The organism is Azospirillum doebereinerae (genome assembly GCF_003989665.1).
GTDB lineage: Bacteria > Pseudomonadota > Alphaproteobacteria > Azospirillales > Azospirillaceae > Azospirillum > Azospirillum doebereinerae.
Map to the genome: position 1 here is coordinate 61,274 of NZ_RZIJ01000002.1, position 21,440 is coordinate 82,713.

General features: G+C 69.2%; 20 protein-coding genes. 6 read left to right on the forward strand and 14 right to left on the reverse strand.

The features are described from left to right. Positions 1-27: 27 nt before the first annotated feature. Together dnaG and EJ913_RS03540 are read right to left on the reverse strand one after the other, a co-directional pair. Positions 28-1,947, reverse strand: a complete 1,920-nt coding sequence (gene dnaG, locus EJ913_RS03535; RefSeq protein WP_244939224.1) for a DNA primase — start codon at positions 1,945-1,947, stop codon at positions 28-30. Between the two features lie 168 nt (positions 1,948-2,115). Beyond that, positions 2,116-2,577 carry a GatB/YqeY domain-containing protein gene (locus tag EJ913_RS03540; protein WP_126994857.1) on the reverse strand — a complete coding sequence of 154 codons (462 nt, stop codon included), beginning with the start codon at positions 2,575-2,577 and terminating at the stop codon, positions 2,116-2,118. Positions 2,578-2,941: 364 nt separating this feature from the next. On the opposite strand from EJ913_RS03540, the gene carA reads away from it, so the two are divergent. Beyond that, on the forward strand, positions 2,942-4,114 hold the full coding sequence (carA, locus tag EJ913_RS03545; protein WP_126994859.1) for a glutamine-hydrolyzing carbamoyl-phosphate synthase small subunit: 1,173 nt from the start codon (positions 2,942-2,944) through the stop codon (positions 4,112-4,114). A 59-nt stretch (positions 4,115-4,173) separates the two neighbouring features. Here carA and EJ913_RS03550 read toward each other — a convergent pair whose 3' ends face one another. Next, on the reverse strand, positions 4,174-4,371 hold the full coding sequence (locus tag EJ913_RS03550) for a hypothetical protein (protein WP_126994860.1): 198 nt from the start codon (positions 4,369-4,371) through the stop codon (positions 4,174-4,176). A 140-nt stretch (positions 4,372-4,511) separates the two neighbouring features. On the opposite strand from EJ913_RS03550, the gene EJ913_RS03555 reads away from it, so the two are divergent. Continuing rightward, a complete protein-coding gene (locus EJ913_RS03555) occupies positions 4,512-4,766 on the forward strand; it encodes an HNH endonuclease (protein ID WP_126994862.1) in 255 nt (84 codons plus the stop codon). 10 nt (positions 4,767-4,776) lie between these two features. Here EJ913_RS03555 and EJ913_RS03560 read toward each other — a convergent pair whose 3' ends face one another. Together EJ913_RS03560 and serA are read right to left on the reverse strand one after the other, a co-directional pair. Then, positions 4,777-5,511, reverse strand: a complete 735-nt coding sequence (locus EJ913_RS03560) for a hypothetical protein (RefSeq protein ID WP_126994864.1) — start codon at positions 5,509-5,511, stop codon at positions 4,777-4,779. A gap of 50 nt (positions 5,512-5,561) precedes the next feature. Beyond that, on the reverse strand, positions 5,562-6,806 hold the full coding sequence (gene serA, locus EJ913_RS03565) for a phosphoglycerate dehydrogenase (protein ID WP_126994866.1): 1,245 nt from the start codon (positions 6,804-6,806) through the stop codon (positions 5,562-5,564). 218 nt (positions 6,807-7,024) lie between these two features. Here serA and arsC point away from each other — a divergent pair, with 218 nt between their 5' ends. From arsC to EJ913_RS03580, 3 genes are all read left to right on the forward strand, one after another. Further along, positions 7,025-7,366 (forward strand): arsenate reductase (glutaredoxin), encoded by a 342-nt coding sequence (gene arsC, locus EJ913_RS03570; RefSeq protein ID WP_126994868.1) that lies wholly within the window; start codon positions 7,025-7,027, stop codon positions 7,364-7,366. 45 nt (positions 7,367-7,411) lie between these two features. Continuing rightward, positions 7,412-8,341 (forward strand): 50S ribosomal protein L3 N(5)-glutamine methyltransferase, encoded by a 930-nt coding sequence (gene prmB, locus EJ913_RS03575; protein WP_126994870.1) that lies wholly within the window; start codon positions 7,412-7,414, stop codon positions 8,339-8,341. A 110-nt stretch (positions 8,342-8,451) separates the two neighbouring features. Next, entirely contained in the window at positions 8,452-9,465 is a 1,014-nt protein-coding gene (locus EJ913_RS03580; RefSeq protein WP_126994872.1) for an alpha/beta fold hydrolase, read from the forward strand. 232 nt (positions 9,466-9,697) lie between these two features. On the opposite strand, the gene EJ913_RS03585 is transcribed toward EJ913_RS03580, so the two are convergent. The 5 genes from EJ913_RS03585 to EJ913_RS03605 form a co-directional block, all read right to left on the reverse strand. Continuing rightward, the gene (locus EJ913_RS03585; protein WP_126994874.1) at positions 9,698-12,811 is read right to left on the reverse strand and encodes an efflux RND transporter permease subunit; all 3,114 of its coding nucleotides are present in this window, start codon (positions 12,809-12,811) and stop codon (positions 9,698-9,700) included. Then, entirely contained in the window at positions 12,808-14,022 is a 1,215-nt protein-coding gene (locus tag EJ913_RS03590) for an efflux RND transporter periplasmic adaptor subunit (protein WP_126994876.1), read from the reverse strand. The genes EJ913_RS03585 and EJ913_RS03590 overlap by 4 nt, the downstream gene beginning before the upstream one ends. After that, complete coding sequence (locus tag EJ913_RS03595; protein WP_244939225.1) at positions 14,019-14,660, reverse strand: TetR/AcrR family transcriptional regulator; 642 nt, start codon at positions 14,658-14,660, stop codon at positions 14,019-14,021. Before EJ913_RS03595 ends, EJ913_RS03590 begins: the two co-directional genes overlap by 4 nt. A gap of 136 nt (positions 14,661-14,796) precedes the next feature. Beyond that, a complete protein-coding gene (locus EJ913_RS03600) occupies positions 14,797-15,807 on the reverse strand; it encodes an acyltransferase family protein (protein WP_126994880.1) in 1,011 nt (336 codons plus the stop codon). Beyond that, complete coding sequence (locus EJ913_RS03605) at positions 15,807-16,406, reverse strand: uracil-DNA glycosylase (protein ID WP_126994882.1); 600 nt, start codon at positions 16,404-16,406, stop codon at positions 15,807-15,809. The genes EJ913_RS03600 and EJ913_RS03605 overlap by 1 nt, the downstream gene beginning before the upstream one ends. A 142-nt stretch (positions 16,407-16,548) precedes the next feature. Between EJ913_RS03605 and EJ913_RS03610 the strand changes: the two genes are divergently transcribed. Continuing rightward, positions 16,549-16,947 (forward strand): 4a-hydroxytetrahydrobiopterin dehydratase, encoded by a 399-nt coding sequence (locus EJ913_RS03610; protein ID WP_126994884.1) that lies wholly within the window; start codon positions 16,549-16,551, stop codon positions 16,945-16,947. Positions 16,948-16,960: 13 nt separating this feature from the next. Here the strand turns inward: EJ913_RS03610 and dgcA are convergent, their stop codons facing one another. The 4 genes from dgcA to EJ913_RS03630 form a co-directional block, all read right to left on the reverse strand. Then, the gene (gene dgcA, locus EJ913_RS03615; protein WP_126994886.1) at positions 16,961-17,953 is read right to left on the reverse strand and encodes an N-acetyl-D-Glu racemase DgcA; all 993 of its coding nucleotides are present in this window, start codon (positions 17,951-17,953) and stop codon (positions 16,961-16,963) included. 102 nt (positions 17,954-18,055) lie between these two features. Then, positions 18,056-19,102: a methyl-accepting chemotaxis protein gene (locus EJ913_RS03620; protein WP_238519940.1), complete on the reverse strand. Its 1,047-nt coding sequence runs from the start codon at positions 19,100-19,102 to the stop codon at positions 18,056-18,058. A gap of 345 nt (positions 19,103-19,447) precedes the next feature. Beyond that, complete coding sequence (locus EJ913_RS03625) at positions 19,448-20,758, reverse strand: methyl-accepting chemotaxis protein (protein WP_126994888.1); 1,311 nt, start codon at positions 20,756-20,758, stop codon at positions 19,448-19,450. Continuing rightward, on the reverse strand, positions 20,733-21,257 hold the full coding sequence (locus EJ913_RS03630; protein WP_126994890.1) for a PAS domain-containing protein: 525 nt from the start codon (positions 21,255-21,257) through the stop codon (positions 20,733-20,735). The genes EJ913_RS03625 and EJ913_RS03630 overlap by 26 nt, the downstream gene beginning before the upstream one ends. Positions 21,258-21,440: the final 183 nt, after the last annotated feature.

The window sequence follows — 21,440 nt, forward strand, 5'->3', positions numbered from 1 at the left end:
ACGCCGAGACCCCGACCGTGTGAACAGTCAGGACTCGTCAAAGTCACTGTCATCCGTCATTCCCATTCCGGACTTTATGACCTCCTGTTGAAGAGCTACGACCCGCGCGAGGTTTGCCTCGTTATTGTCACGGGCCGAAGCCGCCTTCGCTTCCCTAAGGTCGTCGAGCATCTGCCGATGATGCAGATGCCGCCATGTCGGCCACCACCCTTTCCGGGCATCCTCGGTCGAGGCGTCCGGGCGGGCGAAGCCGGCGTGGACATAGGTCGACTCGCCAAGCAAAGCGCTGACCATTGTCTCATGGCCGGCGGATGACAAGTGGCGACAAAGGGCTGCCACGTCAAGTGTCGAGTCGCCGTTCCGCTCGTCCGACAGCCATTCCAGGACGGCTCTGCGCAGTTTTTCCAGCTCCGGGTCGCCAAACGGCAACAGGCCGAGCGGTTCGCCCAGTTCACCGAACAGGTCCGGGTGGTTGATCAGCGTCGCCAGCAGGATGCGTTCGCGCACCGGGGGAAGCCGCTGCACACGCCCACGCCCCTCGCCGGCCGGCTTGGAGGTCATCCGCCCCGGCATTCCCGCCACATGCCGGCGCGGCGGCTCACCGAACCTGCGGCCAGGCTGCCAGGGGCCTGGGTTGAAGCGCGCGCGCGGCGGCGGGGCGAATGCCTCGTCGATCCGCCGACGCATCTCGGTGCGGTAGAAGGACTGGACGTCGCGGTCGCCGATGGTGCCGACGCGGGCCTCCAGCGCCGCCTTCACCGCCGCCTTCGATTCGGGACTGTCGGTCGGCTTGCCCTCCGTCTCCATCCGCCAGACGGCGTCGGCCAGCGGGATCGCCTGCTCCAGCAGCGCGCCCATCGCCTTGGCGCCTTGCGCGCGGATCAGGCTGTCGGGGTCCTCCCCCTCGGGCAGGAAGGCGACGCGGGCCGACTGGCCGGGGGCGAGATGCGGCAGGATGCGCTCCACCGCCCGCCACGCCGCGCGCCGCCCGGCGTTGTCGCCGTCGAAGCACAGGAACGGCACCTTCTCCGACGCCGGGATCAGCTTCCACAGCTCCTGGACCTGCGTTTCGGTCAGCGCGGTGCCGAGCGGCGCCACGGCGCCCTCGAAGCCGGCGCGGACCAGCGCGATCACGTCCATGTAGCCTTCGGCGACGATCACCGGCTTGCCGTCGGCCGCCGCCTGCCGGGCGCGGGAGAGGCCATAGAGCAGCGTGCCCTTCTGGAAGATCGGCGTTTCGGCGCTGTTGACGTATTTCGGCCCGTCGCCCTCCAGGATGCGCCCGCCGAAGGCAACGACCTGCCCGCGCCGGTCGGTGACCGGGAACATGACCCGGTTGCGGAAGAAGCTGTAGGGCGTGCGCCCGTCGTCCGGCCGTTTCAGGAGGCCGGCGGTGACCATGTCCTCCTCGGCGTAGTTCAGCTTCAGCAGATGCTGGCGCAGCGCCCCGGAATCGCCGGGGGCGAAGCCCAGCCGGAAGCGCGCCATGGCGTCGGTGTCGAGTCCACGGCGGCGGAAATACTCCAGCCCGGCGCGGCCGGCGGGACCGTGAAGTTGCTGCTCGAACCAACGGGCGGCCTGCTCGACCAGATCATGCAGGGTCTTGCGGCGCTCGTAGCGGTGGCGGTCCTCGTCGGTCGGGCGCGGCACGGCGAGCCCGGCCTCACCGGCCAGATGCTCGACCGCCTCCGGGAAGCCCAGATTGTCGTGGCGCATGACGAAGCCGATGACGTCGCCATGGGCGCCGCAACCGAAGCAATGGAAAAAGCCCTTCTGGTCGTTGACGTAGAAGGAGGGCGATTTCTCGTTGTGGAAGGGGCACGGGGCCTTGAACTCGCGGCCGGCACGGATCAGGCGCAGGCGCTTGGACACCACGTCGGACAAGGCCAGCCGACTGCGCAGCTCCTCCAGGAATTGGGGGGGAAAGGCCATGGCTTCGAACGTCACCGGTTCCTGTTGGGCGCAAGCCTATAGCAGAACGCTGCCCGACGCACCAAGGCTCCGGACGGACGAACTCCGGCGAAGGGAGTCCAGCTTCCCTTGCTTCAGCCTTCCAGGCGCTCCCATCGACCGGACGGCGAATCGTCCCGATTCGCCGGCCAACCGTTTAGCGCATCATTTGCCCGAAAGCGTCTGCTTGACCAAGCCGCCGGCCTTGGCGAAATCCATCTGGCCGGCGTGGCGGGCCTTCAGCTCGGCCATCACGCGGCCCATGTCCTTGATGCTGCTCGCCCCCAGCTCCGCCACGATGGCGTCGAGCGCGGCCTTCACCTCGTCCTCGCTCATCTGCTTGGGCAGGAAGCCCTCGATGACGGCGATCTCCTCGCGCTCCTGCTGGGCCAGCTCGGGACGGCCGCCCTGGTCGTACATCGTGGCCGACTCGTTGCGCTGCTTGATCAGCCCCTGCATCATCGACAGGATCTCCGGCTCGTCGATGCCGTCGGTCACGCCGCGCGTGCGGGCCGCGATGTCACGGTCCTTCAGACCCGCCAGGACCATGCGGATGGTGGAGACGGCGCGCGCGTCCTTCGCGCGCATGGACTCCTTCAGGGCCTCGTTCAACCGCGTGCGCAGCATATTCCTGTTCCTCATCGTCAGGCCGGCAAGCGAAACCCTTGCCGACGGAGGCGGACTATTCCGAAAAATCCGGCCGATTGCCACGACTAAAGGGTTAACGCCGCGCCGCTCCCGGCAACCCCCTCCCCCAAAAGACCCGCCGCAAGGCCGCCCTGCAAAGCTATTGCTGGAAATCGCGCGACCAATCGTCATATACGGTGTCCGGCCCACCCTGATCCGCCCACTCGATCCCGTCAACCGCCCATCCGGCGGAGGTGGGGTGCGAGCGGGTCCGTGTGCGCGCCCGGTGGGACGCTTGGCCGTCGCCGTTCCGCCGCATCGCCCGTTCCGTCGCCGGCCGCGGTTTTTGGGAAGGTCCATTGGAATGACTCTCGCCACCCCCCCCTCCGAGGATGCCGTTCACACCGGCGTGCTGGTTCTGGCCGACGGCACGGTGTTCCGCGGCCGAGGCATCGGGGCCGTGGGGGATTCCGTGGGCGAGGTGTGCTTCAACACCTCCATGACCGGCTACCAGGAGATCCTGACCGATCCCAGCTACGCCGGACAGATCATCACCTTCACCTTCCCCCACATCGGCAACACCGGCGCCAACCTGGAGGACATCGAGACGGTGACCCCGGCGGCGCGCGGCCTGATCCTACGCGCCGACATCACCGACCCGTCCAACTGGCGCTCCACCCGCCGCCTCGACGAGTGGCTGAAGGCGCACGACCTGATCGGTCTGGCCGGCGTCGACACCCGTCGCCTGACCCGCCGCATCCGCGACCTGGGCGCGCCCAACGGCGTCGTCGCCCACGCGCCGGACGGCAACTTCGACCTGAACGCGCTGATCGCCAAGGCCAAGGGCTGGGCCGGGCTGGAAGGCATGGATCTGGCCAAGGACGTGTCCTGCCGCCAGACCTACGACTGGACCGAGGCCGGCTGGACCATGGGCGCCGGCTACGCCACCCAGGAGCAGCCGAAGTTCCACGTCGTCGCCATCGACTACGGCGCCAAGCGCAACATCCTGCGCTGCCTCGCCGCGTCGGGCTGCAAGGTGACGGTGGTGCCGAGCACCGCGACGGCCGAGGACGTGATGCGCCACAAGCCGGACGGCGTCTTCCTGTCCAACGGCCCCGGCGACCCCGCCGCGACCGGTGCATACGCCGTGCCGACCATCAAGGGGCTGCTCGACACCGGCGTGCCGATGTTCGGCATCTGCCTGGGCCACCAGATGCTGTCGCTGGCGCTGGGTGCCAAGACCACCAAGATGCCGCTCGGCCATCGCGGCGCCAACCACCCGGTGAAGGATCTGGCGTCCGGCCGGGTGGAGATCACCAGCCAGAACCACGGCTTCGTCGTGATCCCCGAATCGCTGCCGGCCGACGCCGAGGTGACCCACGTCAGCCTGTTCGACGGCAGCAACGAAGGCATCCGCCTGAAGGGCAAGCCGGTGTTCTCGGTGCAGTACCATCCGGAAGCCTCGCCCGGTCCGCAGGACAGCCACTATCTGTTCGACCGCTTCGTCGAACTGATGGCCGGCAAGGCGGCCGCGTAAGGCTCACCGGACAGCACGCTTGAGGCTAAGAGGGGGAAGTCGCGCTGCGGCTTCCCCCTTTATGTTTCGGTGGGCGGGGTGTCCTTCGCGGCGTTGCGCGGTGCGACCCGGCGGATGCCGCCGTAGCAGGTGGTGCCGCCCCGGCCGCCGGGAGAGCCGGCGGGCTGGCCGTAGTCGGTGGCGTCGGGTTGCGGCCGATCGGCTTGGGGTCGCTGCGGAGACGGTCGAGGTGGTGGGTCGGTGTTCCGGTCGTTCATGGTGACCTCCCGTGGGATGCGGACCATATCGATTGCCAGATCGATTGTTGATCCATCCCAGGATCCAACATCCCCCGCCCCACCGGGTTCCGAACGCCATGCCCCTTTCGACGCCCCTCTGCCCCCTTTGCGGTCGCCCGATGGTGCCCGGCCCCAGCGTCAACGAGCACCATCTGGTGCCGCGCACCTATGGCGGGCGCGAGACGGTGACGATGCACCGCATCTGCCACGCCAAGATCCACGCCGTGCTCACCGAACAGCAGTTGCGCGACCATTACCGCGACCTGGACAGCCTGCGCGGCCATCCCGACCTCGCCGCCTTCATCCGCTGGGTGCGGCGCAAGCCGCCGGAGTTCGTCGACGGCCACGCCACGGACAAGCGCCGGCGGCGGTGAGGCACCAAGCTCACGCCCGCCGGCGCACCGGCGGTTGCGGCAGGTATTTGGTGACCTCGCCGTTGCAGACCTGACGGATGCGCGCGTATTCCTCGACGGTGTCGACCTGGGCCTGACGGCGGTCGCGCTCGCGGCCGAACTCCTGCATCACGCCGCGCATCACCTGTTCCAGCGGGCGGCGGACCGCCGCCATCGCCTGCTGCTGGCTGCGGGAGCGGACCGGCGCCATGCGCGCCACCGCCTCGTCGAGGCGTTGGCGGATCACCGGCGCGAACTCGCGCAGCAACGCCTCGTCCACGGCGACGTGCCGCATCTCGTGGGCCAGCACCTCGCCATGGACGCAGCTTCCCGCCGGCAATTCGCGGGCAATGAACACGGTGCGCTCCTGGTAACCGAAGGAGACGCTGAGCGTCTTGGCCGACGCGCAATAGCTTCCGTCCGGGAGCCGCTGGAACAGCGCCGAGACCTGGGACTGCTCGCCGTAGCGCGCCAGGGTCAGCCCCAGCACATGGCCGCGCGCCGACCCCGCCGGTCCCGGCGTGCGCCCCGGCAGCCGGGTGAGCTGGGCGATCGCCAAGCCGTCGTTGCGCTGGAGCGGCGCCACCGCGATATCGAGGGAAAGGGACGCGGGCGGAAAACCCCCGCACTCCATGCCCTGGCCCATACCTTGAGCTGCGGCCGGAAGCGCGAACAGCGCCCCCGGCACGGCGGCCAACAGGGAAAGCAACAGCCGGCGGACGGTCATGCGACCAATGTCGCGACGACGACGCCCACCGACAAGACCCCGCCTGCGCTTCAGCGCTTGCCGGGGAAGAGGAAGCGCGCCTTCAACGTGCCCTCGATGGCGCGCAGCTCGTTGGTGACCTCCAACTCATCCACGTCGCCGTCCACGTCGACCACGACGTAGCCCAGCTCCGGGTCGGTCTGGAGGAACTGCGCGGCGATGTTCAGGTTGCGGCCGGAGAACACCTCGTTGACCTTGCGCAGCATGCCCGGACGGTTCTCGTGGACGTGCAGGAAGCGGGTGCAGCCGAACTGCACCGGCAGCGCCACCTGCGGGAAGTTCACCGCGCCCACGGTCGAGCCGTTGTCCGAATACTCGATCAGCTTCTGCGCCACCTCGGTGCCGATGTTGGCCTGGGCCTCCATCGTCGAGCCGCCGATGTGCGGGGTCAGGATGGCGGTCTTGATGCCGCGCAGCGCGCTCTCGAACACCTCGTTGTCGGAGCCGGGCTCCTTGGGGAACACGTCGATGGCGGCGCCGATGACGTGGCCGGCCTTCATCGAGGCGGCCAGCGCCTCGATGTCGACCACCTGCCCGCGCGCGGCGTTGATCAGGTGGCTGCGCGGCTTCATTGCCGCCAGCTCGGCCGCGCCGATCATGTTGCGGGTCTGGGGGGTGTCGGGAACGTGCAGCGTCACCACGTCCGACACCGACAGCAGCTCCTCCAGCGAGTCGCAGGGGCGCGCGTTGCCGAGCGCCAGCTTGCGCACGGTGTCGTAGTAGCGGACCTGCATGCCCATGGCTTCGGCCAGGATCGACACCTGGGTGCCGATGTGGCCGTAGCCGATGATGCCCAGCGTCTTGCCGCGGATCTCGTAAGAGTCCTTGGCCGACTTCATCCAGCCGCCGCCATGGACCAGCGCCGACTTCTCGAAGATGCCGCGCATCAGCATGATGATCTCGCCGATCACCAGCTCCGCGACCGAGCGCGTGTTGGAATAGGGCGCGTTGAAGACCGGGATGCCCAGACGGCGCGCCGCCTTCAGGTCGACCTGATTGGTGCCGATGCAGAAGCAGCCGACGTTGATCAGCCTGGTCGCCGCCTCCAGCACCTTCGCGGTCAGCTGCGTGCGCGACCGGATGCCCAGGATGTGGACGGAGCCGATGCGCTCCAGCAGCTCCGCCTCGTCCAACGCGCGCGGCAGGCGCTCGACGGAGGCGTAACCGCCGCGGGCCAGCTCGTCGATGGCGTTGTCGTGGACACCTTCCAGCAGGAGGATGTTGATCTTGTCCTTGGAGAGCGAGAGCTTGGTCACGGCCGGCATCCGTCCTGGTCATCGGCCCCCTCGCCACGCGTGTGGGCGTCGCGTCGGGCCACGGAAAAGCGAGCGCGCAAAATAATACCAAAGCCAGGGCTTGTCACCCAACCGATGTTGCGCCGCCGCAACCGTTTTCGCATGCCGGAATGGCGTGCGGCGCGGGTTGGGTGTATCTGTCGGGAAACCCTGTCGGAGAACAAGGACGTGGGCATCCGATGAGCGACGTGACCATATACCACAACCCCCGGTGCACCAAGTCGCGCCAGACGCTGGAGCTGCTGCGTGAAAAGGGCGTCGAGCCGACCGTGGTCGAATATCTGAAGACCCCGCCCTCGCCCGCCGAGCTGACCGCGATCCTCGCCAAGCTGGGCAAGGCGCCGCGCGACATCACCCGCGCCAAGGAGGCCGCCGAGGCCGGGATCGCCCCCGATCTGGACGGCGCCGCGCTGGTCGCCGCCCTGTCCGCCAACCCAAGCGCCATCGAGCGGCCCATCGTGGTGAAGGGCGACCGCGCCCGGATCGGCCGCCCGCCGGAGTCGGTGCTCGACCTCCTCTAAGCCGCCTCCTCCAAGCCGCCGCCCCGCCACCGGAGACACCGCCCCGTGACCGATTTCAACGCCGCGACCGCCGCCGCCGAGCTGTCCACCATCCGCGACTTCCTGCGCTACGCCGTCAGCCGGTTCAACCACGCCGAGCTCGATTATGGCCACGGCACCACCACGGCCTTCGACGAGGCGGTCTTCCTGGTGCTGGAAACCCTGCACCTGCCCATCGACCAGCTCGATCCCTACCTCGACGCCCGGCTGACGGCGGCGGAGCGCAAGGCGGTGGCGGAGATCCTGCACACCCGCGTCGACACCCGCAAGCCGGCGCCCTACCTGCTGAACAAGGCCTACATCCAGGGCATCCCCTTCTACGTGGACGAGCGCGTGCTGATCCCGCGCTCCTTCATCGGGGAACTGCTGTTCTCCGACCTGTTCGGCGGCGACGACTTCACGGTGGTGGAGGATCCGACCTCGGTCGAGAAGGTGCTCGACCTCTGCACCGGGTCGGGCTGCCTCGCCATCCTCGCCGCGCGCATCTTCCCCGAGGCGCAGGTGGACGCGGTGGACCTCTCCGCCGACGCGCTGGAGGTCGCCAAGCGCAACGTCGCCGACAGCGGCTTCGGCGACCGGATCGCGCTGCATCAGGGCGACCTGTTCGCGCCGCTGAAGACCCGCAAATACGACGTCATCATCACCAATCCGCCCTACGTCGACGCCGAGGCGATGGACGCCCTGCCCGCCGAGTTCCGCCACGAACCATCCCTGGCTCTGGCCGGCGGCGACGACGGGCTGGACATCGTCCGCCGCATCCTTAAGGAATCGGCCAAGCACCTGACTCCGGAAGGCGGGCTGCTCTGCGAGTTCGGCACCGGCCGCGAGATCCTGGAGGCCGAATACCCCAACCTCGACTTCCTGTGGCTGGAGACGGCCAACAGCTTCGGCGAGGTCTTCTGGCTGACCCGCGACCAACTGAAGAGCGTGAAGTAAGCCGCAAGGGGAAGGAACGCTTTCCCCCGGCTCCGGTTCTCTTCCGGCAATGCTGCGGCGCAACGTAAACCGTTCGCCGCCCAATCCGCCGGAAGAGGACTTACCGCATCATGACCCTCGAACAGCGTTACCCCTCGGCCGCGGGCCACCGCGCGGCCCCCCGCTCGACCGCCGTCCGAGTCGGGCTGGCGCTCGGCGTCACCGCGGCGGCGCTGGCCGGATTGGCCGCCGCCAACGTGCTGGCCGCCCGCGAGGCGGAACGCCGCAACCCGCCGAAGGGCCGGTTCCTCACGGTGGACGGCGTCCGGCTGCATTATCTGGAGGAGGGCGAGGGACCGCCGGTCGTCCTCATTCACGGCAACGTGTCGACCTCCGACGATTTTCTCATCAGCGGCGTGTTCGAGCGGCTGAGCCGGACCCACCGTGTCATCGCCATCGACCGCCCCGGCTTCGGCCACAGCGAGCGCCCGCGCGGCCCGTCCTGGACGCCGGGCGAGCAGGCCGCGCTGCTGCGGCACGCCATCGGCCGTCTGGGGCTCGAACGCCCGGTGGTGGTCGGCCATTCCTTTGGGGCGACGGTCGCGATGGCGCTGGCGCTCGATCATCCCGACGCGTTGGGCGGGATCGTCCTGCTCGCCGGCTATTACTTCCCGACCAAGCGCATCGACGTGGTCCTGGCCGCACCGCCGGCCATCCCGGTGCTGGGCGACGTGCTGCGCTACACGCTGTCGCCGCCGTTCGGCGCGGCGTCCCTGCCGCTGCTCGTGAAGACGATGTTCGCCCCGAGAGAGGTGCCGGACGACTTCATGGAACAGTTCCCGGCCTCGCTGGCGGTGCGGCCCGGCCAGATTCTCGCCAGTTCCCAGGACGGCGTGACGATGGTCCCCTCCGCCGACGCCATGCAGCACCGCTACGGCGCGCTGGCCCTGCCGGTCGCCATCTTCACCGGCACCGAGGACCGCGTCGTCGGGGCCGAGGGGCAGAGCAGCCGCCTGCACGAGGTGGTCCGGCAGAGCACGCTGCACCGGCTGCCCGGCGTCGGGCACATGGTGCATCACGCCGACCCCGACCTCGTGGTACAGGAAGTTGAACGGGTCTCCGCGCTGGCCAAAGCGCGGGTCTAGGCGGGGCTGTGTGGGTTTGGCTCCGCTTGCCCCCACGCCATCCCCCATGCGCAAGGAAGCCCTTCTCCCCTTGCGGGAGAAGGGTTTGGGATGAGGGGTATTCCGCCTGTAAAGGCGGAAAGGTCGAGGATGTTTCCAGCCGGCTAAAGCCGGCTCCCCCTCACCCCACCTCCTCTCCCTCAAGGGGAGAGGGGCATGTTAGCGCCTTTCGTAAGGTCAGGGGTGGGGCAAACTACTCCGCCGGCATCGAGCCCGGCGGCACCTCCGCTTTCGGACGACCGTGGATCAGGCGACCGACGGCGTTGCCCAGATCCTCCATGTAGAGATACAGCGACGGCGTGATGTAGAGCGTCAGGATCTGCGACACGCACAGCCCCCCGACCACCGCGAGGCCCAGCGGCTGGCGCAGTTCCGCCGCCGCACCATGGGCCACGGCGATGGGCAGCGTACCCATGATCGCCGCCATCGTCGTCATCATGATCGGGCGGAAGCGCAGGATGCACGCCTGCTCGATGGCCTCGGGAGCCGGCGTGCCGTTGCGCCGCGCCTCGACCGCGAAGTCGATCATCATGATCGCGTTCTTCTTCACGATGCCGATCAGCATCAGGATGCCGATGATCGCGATGACGCTCAACTCGTGCCCGAAGACCAGCAGCGTCGCCAGCGCGCCGATGGCGGCGGACGGCAGGCCCGACAGGATGGTCAGCGGGTGGACGAAGCTCTCGTACAGCACGCCCAGCACGATGTAGATCACCACCACCGCCGCCGCCAGCAGCAGCGCCTGCCCCGCCTGCGCGTCCTCGAACACCTGGGCGGTGCCGGCGAAGCCGGTCGAGACGCTGGCCGGCATGCCAAGCTCGCGCTCCGCCACGCGGATCGTCGACACCGCGTCGCCCAGCGAGGCGCCGGGGGCGAGGTTGAAGGAGAGGGTCACCGCCGGCAACTGCCCCTGGTGGTTGACCGCCAGCGCGCCGGCCGTCCGCTCCACCCGCGCGAAGGCGTCGAGCGGCACCAGCTTGCCGGACGCCGCGCGGACGTAGATGCGCGACAGGGCGGCGTCGTCCTGCTGGTATTTCGGCTCCAGCTCGATCAGCACCTGATAGTCGTTCGACGGCGTGTAGATGGTCGAGACCTGCCGCTGCCCGAAGGCGCTGTAGAGCGTCGAGCGCACCAGATCGACGCCGATGCCCAGCGTCGCCGCCTTCTCGCGGTCGATGTGGACGTAGGCCTGCGGGTTGTTGAGCTGAAGGTCGCTGGTCACGTCCTGCAAGGACGGAGTGCCGCGCAGCACGCCCTCCAGCTTCGCCGACCACTGGTACAGCTCGTCGAGGTTCAGCGCCTGGATGGTGTACTGGTACAGCCCCTTGGACGAACGCCCGCCGATGCGCAGGTTCTGCACCGGCTGCATGAAGACGGCCATGCCGGGGATACCGTTGACCTGCCGGCGGAGCTGCTGGATGACTTCGGCTGCGCCCGGACGCTCGTCGCGCGGCTTGAGAACCAGGAACATACGGCCCTGGTTGCCGGTGCTGCCGCCGACGCCAACCGAGGAGGTCACGTCGGCCACCGCCGGGTGGGCCTGCATGATGGCGGCGATCCGCTGCTGCCCTTCTGCCATCGACGGGAAGGCGATGTCGGGCGAGGCCTCGGTCGTCACCTGGATCTGGCCGATGTCCTCGGTCGGGAAGAAGCCCTTGGGGATCGCCTGGTACAGCAGGACCGACGCGACGACCGTGCCGATCATCAGCAGCCCCATCAGCGGCCGGTGGCGCAGCGTCCAGCGCAGGCTGGAGGCGTAGCCGTTGAGCAGCGCGTTGAACCCGCCCTCCAGCACCCGGCCGAAGATGTTTTCCTTCTCGTCGTGGGCATGGTGGGTCAGGAAGCGCGAGCACATCATCGGCGTCAGCGTCAGCGACACGAAGGCCGAGGCGGCGATCGACAGGGTGACGACGACGGCGAACTCGTGGAACAGCCGCCCGACCACGCCCCCCATCAGCAGGATCGGGATGAACACCGCGACCAGCGACAGGGTGATCGACAGGATGGTGAAGCCGATCTCCCGCGAGCCCTTGATGGCCGCCTCGAAGGGCTTCATCCCCTCTTCGACGTAGCGGACGATGTTCTCCATCATCACGATGGCGTCGTCCACCACCAGCCCCACCGCCAGCGTCAGCGCCATCAACGAGATGTTGTCGATGGAGAAGCCGAACAGGTGCATGCCGCCCGCCGTCGCGATCAGCGAGATCGGCACGGCCAGCGCCGGGATCAGCGTCGCCGACAGCCGGCGCAGGAACAGGAAGATCACCATCACCACCAGCGCGATGGTCAGGCCGAGCGTGAACTGCACGTCCTCCACCGCCTCGCGGATCGAGGTCGAGCGGTCGTTGACGATCTTGATGCTGGCCGAAGCCGGAAGCTGGGCCTGGAAATTCGGGATCAGGGCGCGGACGCGGTCGACCACCTCCACCGTGTTGGCGTCGGGCTGGCGCTGGACCGCCAGCATGATGGTGCGGGTGCCGTTCAGCCAGCTGGCCGTGCGGTTGTTCTCGACGCTGTCCAGCACCTGCGCCACGTCGCTGAGGCGGACCGGCGCGTTGTTGCGGTAGGCGATGATCAGGTCGCGGAAGGCGGCGGCGTCGGGAAGCTGCGGGTTGGCGGCGATGACGAGCTGCTGCCGCGCCCCGGTCAGCGTGCCGACCGGCGTGTTGGCGTTGGCGGCGGCCATCGCCTTCTGCAGCTCGTCGATGCCGATGCCGCGCACCGCCAGCGCGTTGGGATCGACCTGGACCCGCACCGCGTATTTCTGCGAGCCGTAGATCTGCACCTGGGCGACGCCGGGCAGCGTGCCGACCTTGGGCTGGATGGTCGTCTCGGCGATCTCGTTCAGGGCCGACAGCTCCAGCGTCGGCGAGTTCAGCGAGATGAACAGGATCGGCTGGTCGGCCGGGTTCACCTTGCGGTAGCTGGGCGGGGTCGTCATCTCCGCCGGCAGGCGGCGCAGCGTGCGGGCGATGGCCGCCTGCACGTCGGCGGCGGCGGCGTCGATGTCGCGCTCCAGCACGAACTGGATGATGATCGAGGTGTTGCCCAGCGTGCTCGACGAGGTGATCGTGTCGATGCCGGCGATGGTGGAGAACTCGCGCTCCAACGGGCTGGCGACCGAGGCGGCCATGGTCTCCGGCGCGGCGCCGGCCAGCGTCGCGGTGACGCTGACCACCGGGAAGTCCACGCGCGGCAGCGCCGCCGTCGGAAGCTGGCGGTAGGCCGCCAGACCGCCCAGCACCAGCGCCGCCGTCAGCAGGATGGTCATCACCGGACGGCGGATGCAGAGTTCGGAGAGGTTCACGAGGCGCCTCCCGGCGCGGCGCCCGCGTCGGTCTTCTTGTCCCCGGCGTTCGCCGCCGGCGCGTCCTTGTGCTCGTCTGGCTTATGCTCGGCCACCTTGGCGCCGGGGTAGAGGCGCGACTGGCCGTCCACCACCACCCGGTCGCCGGCCTTGACCCCGGACGCGATCACCGTCAGCCCGTCCTGGCTGCGCGCGACCGTCACCGGGCGGACCTCCACCGTGCTGTCCGGCTTCACGGCGTAGACGAAGCGGCCTTGCTGGCCGGTCTGCACCGCCACGTCGGGAACGGTCACCGCCTGCGGATCGACTCGCAGGGTCAGCACCGTGTCGACGAACTGGCCGGGCCACAGCCGGGTGTCGGTGTTGGGGAACTCGCCCTTCACCAGGATGGTGCCGCTCTGCTGGTCGACCTGGCTGTCCACGAAGGTCAGCAGCCCCTCGGCCGCCGCGTCGCGGCTGCCGGGGATGCCGGCGGCGACCGCCAGCGTGCCTTCGCCCATCGCGCGACGGATCGCCGGCAGCCGCTTTTCCGGGACGTTGAACGAGACGTTGATCGGGCGCAGCTGGGTCAGCGTCACCAGCGGCAGGGCGTCGGCGGCGCGGACCATGGTGCCGGGCTTGGCGTTCACCGTGCCGGTACGGCCGTCCATCGGCGCGGCGATGCGGGTGAAGCTGAGCGACACCTTGGCCGCCTCGATCGCCGCCAGATCGGCCTTCACCGTGCCCTCCAGCGCGTCGGCGGTGCCGACGGCGGCGTCGTACTGGGTGCGCGAGATGGCGCTGGTGCGAACCAGCTCCGCGTAGCGCTTCACGTCGCCCTTGGCCTTTTCCAGGCTAGCGCGGTCGCGCTCCAGATTGGCCTGGGCTTGGCGCAGTTGAGCGTCCAGCGCGCGAGCGTCCAGCGTGAAGAGTGGGTCGCCGGCCTTCACCTCCTGCCCCTCGGTGAAGTGAACCGTTTCCACCACGCTATCGACCCGCGCCTTGATGGCGATGGCGGCGATGGGCTGCACCGACCCGATGGTGGCGATCCGCTCCGGCACCGCACGGGCTTCGGCCGGACGGGTCACGACGGGGATGGCGCGCGACCCGCCGGCCGGCGACGCCGCCTTCGCGGTCTGCGCCTCGCCGCCAGCCTTTTGGGCGTACCAGTAGCCCCCGGCGCCAAGGGCGGCCAGGACCGGCAGCAGGAGAAGAATCCGTCTCGTCGTCACGTCGAACTCCCGGACGCAAAGTGGGGGGCGGGGGCGAAGGCGGGGGTGGTCATGGTGGCGGCAACGTTGGTCACGGCGGTGGCGCTGAGGATCATGTCGAGCACGGCGCTCTCCAGCGCCTCCCTCGGCCGATCCCCCGCCATCATGATGCCGCCGCGCACCATCCCGATGATCAGCGCCGGGGTCATGCCGGTGTCGAGCGCGCGGAATTCCCCGGTGGCGACGCCGTCGTCCAGCACCCGTCGCAGCGCTGCGGCGATCTGCTCGCTGCGGCGGCGGATGATGCGGCGCATGCGGTCGGCCAGATCGGACTGGTCGCCGCCCAGCAGCTTCAGCGTCGGCAATTGTTCGCTCAAGGTGTCGATCAGCGCCGACACCATGACCGTCAACCGTGTCACCGCCGTGGCGCCGGGCGCGGCGTGTCCGTGGAGCCGTTGCTCCAACCCGCCCAGCGCGCGCTCCAGCGATTCCAGGTACAACTCTTCCTTCGACGGGAAATAGCGATAGAGGGTGGCCTTGCCGACTCCGGCGCGTTTGGCCACCTCATCGACTTGCACGTCGGCGTAATCGCGCCCGGCAAACAGCTCGGCGGCGGCGGTGAGGATGGTTTCCCGCCGCTTGGCCCGCCAGTCGGGCATCTCTTCCATATCCAGAGGCATGAATGGAACCCGTCGGTTTCAAAAACCGACATTAGCCCAGCCCCGCTTACTGTCAAGCAACGGTTTCGTGTGCGAACTGAATACTCGGGCAATCAATCATCCGTCACGGTCCGCCTCACGCGGCGGAGGCCGCCGAACGTCGAAGCCGCCAGCCTTCCAGGCTCTTTCCCCACCGCACCATCGGCTCTTCGACCGCACGGTGCAGCACGGCCCCGACCCCGACCGACAGCGCCAGCGCCGCCGCCATCCGGGGCAGGTCGGCCAGCAGCGTCTCCCCCCGTCCGAACGCCGCGTGCAGCGCCAGCACGATCAGCGGATGGAACAGATAGTTGCTGTAGGAGGTCCGCCCCAGGAACTCCAGCACCCGACTCGACAACCCCAGCCGGAGGGCGCCGACGAACAGAGTCGTGTCGAGGATCAGCAGCAGCCCGGCCCCGGCGAAATGCGGGTCGGCGAACAGGGTCAGGCTGGCCGCCAGCGCCGCGACCACCCCCAGCACCGGAGCCAGCGCCCGCCCGGTCCAGCCCGCCCGCTCCGCGCGGTGGACCGCGACGCCGACGTAGAAGGCGGGAAAGAACACGATCAGGGCGCTGCCATGGCCGCGCAAGCCCCAGGACAGCCCGTTCAGGGCGATCAACCCCAGCACCACCCAACCCATGCCGCGCTCGCCGAAGACCCGATGGTAGAGCGCGATGAACAGGTAGAACTTCACCTCGATCAGCAGGGTCCAGTAGACGCCGCTGACCGCGTCGATCCCCAGCAGATCGGTCACCATCAAGGCGCTGGCGACGTAGGAGATGACGGCGAACCGCTCGCCCCCCACCCCCAGCGCGTCGAGCGCCAGGATGGCCAGGACGTTCAGCCAATAGGCCGGCAGGATCTTGAACAGGCGGCGCGACAGGAAGACCGGCAGCGGCTGGCGTTCGAGGTTGCCCTGGATCAGATAGCCGCTGAGCAGGAAGAACAGCAGCACCCCCGCCGTCCCCAGTCCGTTGTTGCCCAGATCGATCCCGATGCCCGGCAGATGCGGCCCGGCGACGTGGGAGACGACCACCATGCCGATGGCCAGCCCGCGCAGGGCGTCGAGCGGAGCGATGCGCACCGGAGTGGAACGCGGCTCCGCCATCAGCCCCCCAGCCGCGACACGGCGAGCCGCAGGTCGGCCTGGAAAACCGGCAGATCCACCAGTTGCCCGCGCAGCAGATAGCTGGGGTGGAAGGTCGGCACGACCTCCACCCCCTCGACCAGACGGCAGGGCAGCACCGTGCCGCGCAGGGAAAGAATGCCGTTCTCGCCGGTCAGCGCCCAGGTCGGCGTCCGCCCCAGCGCCACGATCACCGTGGGTGCGTAGGCGGCCAGCGTCGCGCGCAGATGCTCGATCTCGGCGGTGTATTCGGCCAGCAGGCGGTCCGAGGTGCCGAAGGCCCCCCAGCGCTCGTCGATGGTCCGGCCTTCCTTCTTGGCGCGGGCGCGCGAGGCGAAGAAATGGCCGACCTTGTTGCCCGGCGGCTGGTAGCGGAAGACGTTGGCGACCAGACACTCCGCCCGCTCGATCCCCACCGCCGCCAGCGAGTCGTCGAGAAGCTTGCCGCTGCGCCCGACGAAGGGCTTGCCCTGCTTGGCCTCCTCGGCGCCCGGCGCCTCGCCGACGATGGCCAGGCGCGGGCCGGAGACCGTCTTGGTCGGGAACTGGTAATCGGCGAAGGGCAGAGCGGCGTCGGTCATCGGGTCATCCGGGGGCTAGTGCGGAAGGGACGGGAGTCCGGCTTGCCGAACCGGTGCCGCGAACCCAAAGTTTCCTCCAGCGTGTTTCCTCCAGCAGTTCTAGCCCAGTCCGGGCCGACAGACCAACAAGGGAGAACAGACGATGGCGCAAGAGGATCTGGCCGCCCGGCGATGCGAGCCCTGCCGGGGCGGCGTCCCCCCGATGGACCGGGGCATGGCCGAGGACTATCTGGTCCAGGTGCCCGGCTGGACGCTGAAGGACCAGCCCATGCGGATCGAGCGTGATTTCCGCCTCCCCGACTTCGCCCAGGCCCAGGCCTTCGCGGCGCAGGTCGGCGACCTGTGCGAGGCGGAGGGCCATCACGCCGAGATCCATTACGGCTGGGGCCATTGCACGGTCGCGTTCTGGACCCACAAGATCAAGGGCCTGCACGAGAACGACTTCGTGATGGCGGCCAAGGTCAACGGCATCGCCGACGCCCCCTATGTCCCGGCCTCGGTCGGCACGGAGCCGCCGCCCTACGTGCAGGGCAAGGCGTAGGCGCGGCGCCGCTTCACCCCCACAGCTCCGGCCGGGGCGGCTGCACGGCCGCCCCGTCATAGACCAGCCCCGGCGCGCGGTCCTCCGCCAGCAGCAGCGGACCGTCGAGATCGACGTAGCGGGCGCCCTGCCCGACCAGCATCGCCGGGGCCATGGCGAGCGAGGTGGCGACCATGCAGCCGACCATCACGTCGAAGCCCATCGCCTCGGCCGCCCGCTTCATCGCCAGGGCGTCGGTCAGCCCGCCGGTCTTGTCCAGCTTGACGTTGACCACCGCGTACAGCCCGCGCAGCCGCTCCAGCGATTCGGGGCCGTGGCAGGATTCGTCGGCCCCCAGCGGCACCGGGCCGCGCACGCCGCGCAGCGCCTCGTCCTGGCCGGCGGGGAGCGGCTGTTCGATCATCTCGACGCCCAGACCGGCCAGCACCGGCGCGAAGCGGTCGAGTTGGTCGAGCGTCCAGCCCTCGTTGGCGTCCACCACCAGACGGGCCGCCGGGGCCGCCGCGCGGACGGCGCGGACGCGGTCGAGGTCGCCCTCCCCCGTCAGCTTCATCTTCAGCAGCGGGTGCCGCGCCACCCGCTCGCGCGCCACCGCCGCCATCGCTTCCGGCTCGTCGACGCTGAGCGTGTAGCAGGTGGTCAGCGGGCCGGGCGCCGCCGCCAGCCCGGCCGCGCGCCAGACCGGAACGCCCGAGCGCTTGGCCTCCAGATCCCACAGCGCGCAGTCCAGCGCGTTGCGCGCCGCTCCGGCCGGCATCGCGGCGGCGAGCCCGGCGCGGTCCAGCCCACCGGCCACCGCGCCGGCCATCGCCTCCAACGCGGCGGCGACGCCCTCCACGCTCTCGCCGTAACGGGCGTAGGGCACGCATTCGCCCCGGCCGCGATGGGGGCCGTCGATCACCTCGGCGACCACGACGGCGGCCTCGGTCTTGGCGCCGCGCGAAATGCGGAAGGAGCCACGAATCGGAAAGGTCTCGCGGAGGACCGTGAGGCGGGGAGCGGGCATGGTGGGCAGGACCCTGGAAACGACACGGGCCGGGAGTGTATCCCGGCCCCGTTCGTCAATCGACCCCCGGCTTGGCCGGTCCTGAACTCAGCCGTCCCGAACTCAGCGGTCCTGCACGATGACGCCATACCAGCCGAGCCCCTTGTAGGTCTCGTAGCCCGGCGTCAGCGCGTAACCCACCAGCTTGCCCTGCGGGTCGGCGTAGAAGCCCATGGCGTCGCCGCCACGCCGCAGCGGCACCGTCTCGGACAGGATGCCGCGCCCGTCCGACGAGGCGATGACCCGGTGGCGGGCGTCGAGCAACAGGCAGCGCGACCGCTCGCGCTCGTTCTCCTCCAGCCGCACGCCCTGGACCACGGCGGCCGCCTGCGGCTCCCAGTCGAAGAAGATGCCGAGCACGCCGACCGGTGCGCCGTTGGCCTCGCCGCCCTGGCGGATCGCCGTGGCGTAGGTCGCCACCACGCGGTCGTCCAGCTTGTTGTTGCGGGCCACGTCGCCCACCGTGAACTCCCCGCCGTCCCGCGTCGCCATCGCCTGACGGAACCACAGCTCGTCCGAGACGTTGGCGCCGCGCGCGTGGCGGTAGCGGTCGGGGCGGCCATTGGCGATCACGTTGCCGCTGGCGTCGGCGATCCACAGGTCGAGGTAGACGGTGTAGGATTCCAGGATCACGCCCAGCCGGTGCGAGGCGTGGCGGCGTGCCTCCTCGGTCGGGGAAACAGCGCAATCGACCACCGCGCTGTCGGTCGCCCACCAGCGCACGTCGCAGGAGCGCTCGTAGAGGTTCCGGTCGATGATCTCGATCATGTTGAGCGACAGGTCGGCCAGACGCTTGCCGTGCATCTCCTGCACCATGGCGCTGCCGGTGGTGGTCAGGTGATCGACGCGGGCGACGATCTCCGACCGCAGCTCCTTGGTGATGCTGTTCACCTGGGTCGAGATCTCCGAGACCTCGTTGGCCACCACGGCGAAGCCCCGGCCGGCGTCGCCCGCGCGGGCCGCCTCGATCAGGGCGTTCATCGCCAGCATCTTGGTGCGGCGGGTGATGTCCTCGATCAGGGACACCTTCTTGGACGCCACATCCAGCACGCCGCGCGACAGCTCGAACAGATCGGTGCCCGCCATGCTCATCTTTGTGTCCCCCGTCATGACCGCCTCGTTACCCCCCTTGCCCCATCAAAAGCCGTGCCAACCCCTTCGAACCGACGAAAATTCGCTCAAGTCCGCTCTTTCCGCGCGTTTCGCTCGCGGGACCGTTTATGGCCGTAGTCTTCCTGTGGGATCGCAGCCGGTTAACATGCTGAAACAAACAGCAGTGTGATATCCCGGCAGACAACGGTGTGTGAACGCCGCGTTCACATGGTTGGGATGTAACACAGTTACGAGACAAAATCGTAACAAAAATTCAGGAAATGCCTGAAATAAGCCACAATCAATCCGAGAAGCTTGGACACGCCCGGCGCGTGTGCTCATTCGCCGGGCAGCTGGCGCGGATCAGGCCACACGGTGCATTTCATCCAGGAAATGCTGAACCTCGCGGGTCATGCGGTCGGCCTCGGCGGCCATCCGCTCGGACGCAGCCAGAACGTCGTGGGCGGCGCCGCTGGTGCGGGTCGCGGCGTCGGTGACGTCGCGGATGTCGTCGGACACGGCGCGGGTGCCGGCGGCGGCCTGTTCCATGTTGGCGACGATCTCGTGGACCGCCGTGCCCTGATGCTCGATCCCGGCGCTGATGCCGCCGGCGATGCCGTTGATCGTCTGGATGGTGCGCCCGATGCCGACGATGGCGTCGACCGCCTCGTCGGTGGAGTGCTGGATGCCGGCGATCTGGCCGGCGATGTCACCGGTCGCCTTGGCGGTCTGGTCGGCCAGCCGCTTGACCTCCTGCGCCACCACGGCGAAGCCCTTGCCGGCCTCCCCCGCGCGGGCCGCCTCGATGGTGGCGTTGAGCGCCAGCAGGTTGGTCTGGCTGGCGATGTCGTTGATCAGGGTGACCACGTCGCCCACCGTGCGGGCGGCGCCCGACAACTGGGCAACCAGCGCGTTGGACCGCTCGGCCTCGCCGGCCGCGTCCTCGGCGACCTTGGCGACCTCGCCGATCTGGCGGGCGATCTCGGCGATGGAGGTCGACAGCTCCTCCGTCGCCGCCGCGACGCTGCCGACGTTGGAGCCGGTCTGCGCCGCCGACGCGGCGACCGACGACGCTTTGCCGGTGGCTTGGTCGGCGTCGGTTTCCATGGTCCGGGCGGAGACCTCCAGCTTGTGGGCGGTGCCGGCGACCTCGGTGCAGACCTGACGGATCTGGCCCTCGAAACGGACGGTCACGTCGGCGAAGCCGGTGACCTTCGCGGCAATGCTGTCGGTCGCCGTGTTGATGGTGCGGCTGGCGTGCAGGAAGCCGCCCTGCATCCCGCGCAGCACGATGCGGCGGAAATACTTGTGCTCCGACACGACATGCATCGAGGCGGTGGCCTCGCGCACGAAGGCGTCGGTGCGGTCGATGGCGTCGTTGGCGGCGTGCATCGCCTCGCCCAGCGTCCCGCCCTCGCGGATGCCGATGACGCGGGCCTCGAAATCGCCGCGCGCCACGGCGCGGTTGACCTCGGCCAGTTGGTCCACGGCGGCGCCGGCGCGGCGCAGGAACAGCCCGGCCCCGGCGAGCGCCGCCAGATCCACGGCGCCCAGCCCGAGGCGGAGCGCCGAACCGCCCAAACCCGCCGCCTCGACGGCGAGCAGAGCGGCGGTCGCCGCCCCGGCGACGGCGACCGCCAGCGCGGCCCTAGAGAGAGAAGACGAATTCGTCATACCCGATACCCTTTTCGGTCAGCAGGCCGACGACCGTCGCGAACCCCGCCTCCATGCCCTGCTTGCGGTCGGCGTGGCTGTTTTCGATGTCCAGGAGCGTGCGGTACAGCGGAACGACCTTGTCCAGCGCCGACCGTTCCGGCACCCGGCGGGACGAGTGATAGCCGATCACGCGGCCGGATGCGTCGAAACTCGGCGTGACATGGGCGAAGACCCAATAATGGTCACCGTTGCGCGCGCGGTTCACGACGTAGGCGAAGATTTCCTGCTTCGCCTCCAGCGTGTCCCACAGCAGCTTGAAGACGCAGCGCGGCATGTCCGGGTGGCGGACGATGGAATGGGGCGCGCCCATCAGCTCGGCTTCGCTGTAGCCGGCGACCCGCTGGAAGACCCTATTGGCGTAGGTGATCCGCCCCTTGAGATCCGTCTTGGAGACGATGACCTCGTCCGGCTCGAAGAACCGCTCCACCCCCGTCAGGGGCACATCGCGTCGTGACATAGGCTTGGTGATCCCCGCGGGCGCCGGGCAGCGCTGGCGCCGCCGGTGTCCGCCTGCTGATGCCGGCCGGCGAACGGGAGGACGGAGACGCTCCCTCGTTCGCCCACGCCACTCGCAGAGAACGGGCAGCGCAAGAAACCTCAATCTAAAGAGACCGGAGGCGACAGAAAAGGTCAAACTGGT

Coding starts and splice junctions, on each gene's coding strand:
- EJ913_RS03630 (WP_126994890.1), bottom strand. CDS start 21,257: ATGTCACGACGCGATGTGCCCCTGACGGGGGTGGAGCGGTTCTTCGAG.
- EJ913_RS03605 (WP_126994882.1), bottom strand. CDS start 16,406: ATGACCGACGCCGCTCTGCCCTTCGCCGATTACCAGTTCCCGACCAAG.
- EJ913_RS03580 (WP_126994872.1), top strand. CDS start 8,452: ATGACCCTCGAACAGCGTTACCCCTCGGCCGCGGGCCACCGCGCGGCC.
- EJ913_RS03600 (WP_126994880.1), bottom strand. CDS start 15,807: ATGGCGGAGCCGCGTTCCACTCCGGTGCGCATCGCTCCGCTCGACGCC.
- EJ913_RS03625 (WP_126994888.1), bottom strand. CDS start 20,758: ATGACGAATTCGTCTTCTCTCTCTAGGGCCGCGCTGGCGGTCGCCGTC.
- EJ913_RS03610 (WP_126994884.1), top strand. CDS start 16,549: ATGGCGCAAGAGGATCTGGCCGCCCGGCGATGCGAGCCCTGCCGGGGC.
- EJ913_RS03540 (WP_126994857.1), bottom strand. CDS start 2,577: ATGCTGCGCACGCGGTTGAACGAGGCCCTGAAGGAGTCCATGCGCGCG.
- EJ913_RS03550 (WP_126994860.1), bottom strand. CDS start 4,371: ATGAACGACCGGAACACCGACCCACCACCTCGACCGTCTCCGCAGCGA.
- EJ913_RS03595 (WP_244939225.1), bottom strand. CDS start 14,660: ATGCCCGACTGGCGGGCCAAGCGGCGGGAAACCATCCTCACCGCCGCC.
- EJ913_RS03555 (WP_126994862.1), top strand. CDS start 4,512: ATGGTGCCCGGCCCCAGCGTCAACGAGCACCATCTGGTGCCGCGCACC.
- EJ913_RS03620 (WP_238519940.1), bottom strand. CDS start 19,102: ATGACGGGGGACACAAAGATGAGCATGGCGGGCACCGATCTGTTCGAG.
- carA (WP_126994859.1), top strand. CDS start 2,942: ATGACTCTCGCCACCCCCCCCTCCGAGGATGCCGTTCACACCGGCGTG.
- EJ913_RS03560 (WP_126994864.1), bottom strand. CDS start 5,511: ATGACCGTCCGCCGGCTGTTGCTTTCCCTGTTGGCCGCCGTGCCGGGG.
- arsC (WP_126994868.1), top strand. CDS start 7,025: ATGAGCGACGTGACCATATACCACAACCCCCGGTGCACCAAGTCGCGC.
- dgcA (WP_126994886.1), bottom strand. CDS start 17,953: ATGCCCGCTCCCCGCCTCACGGTCCTCCGCGAGACCTTTCCGATTCGT.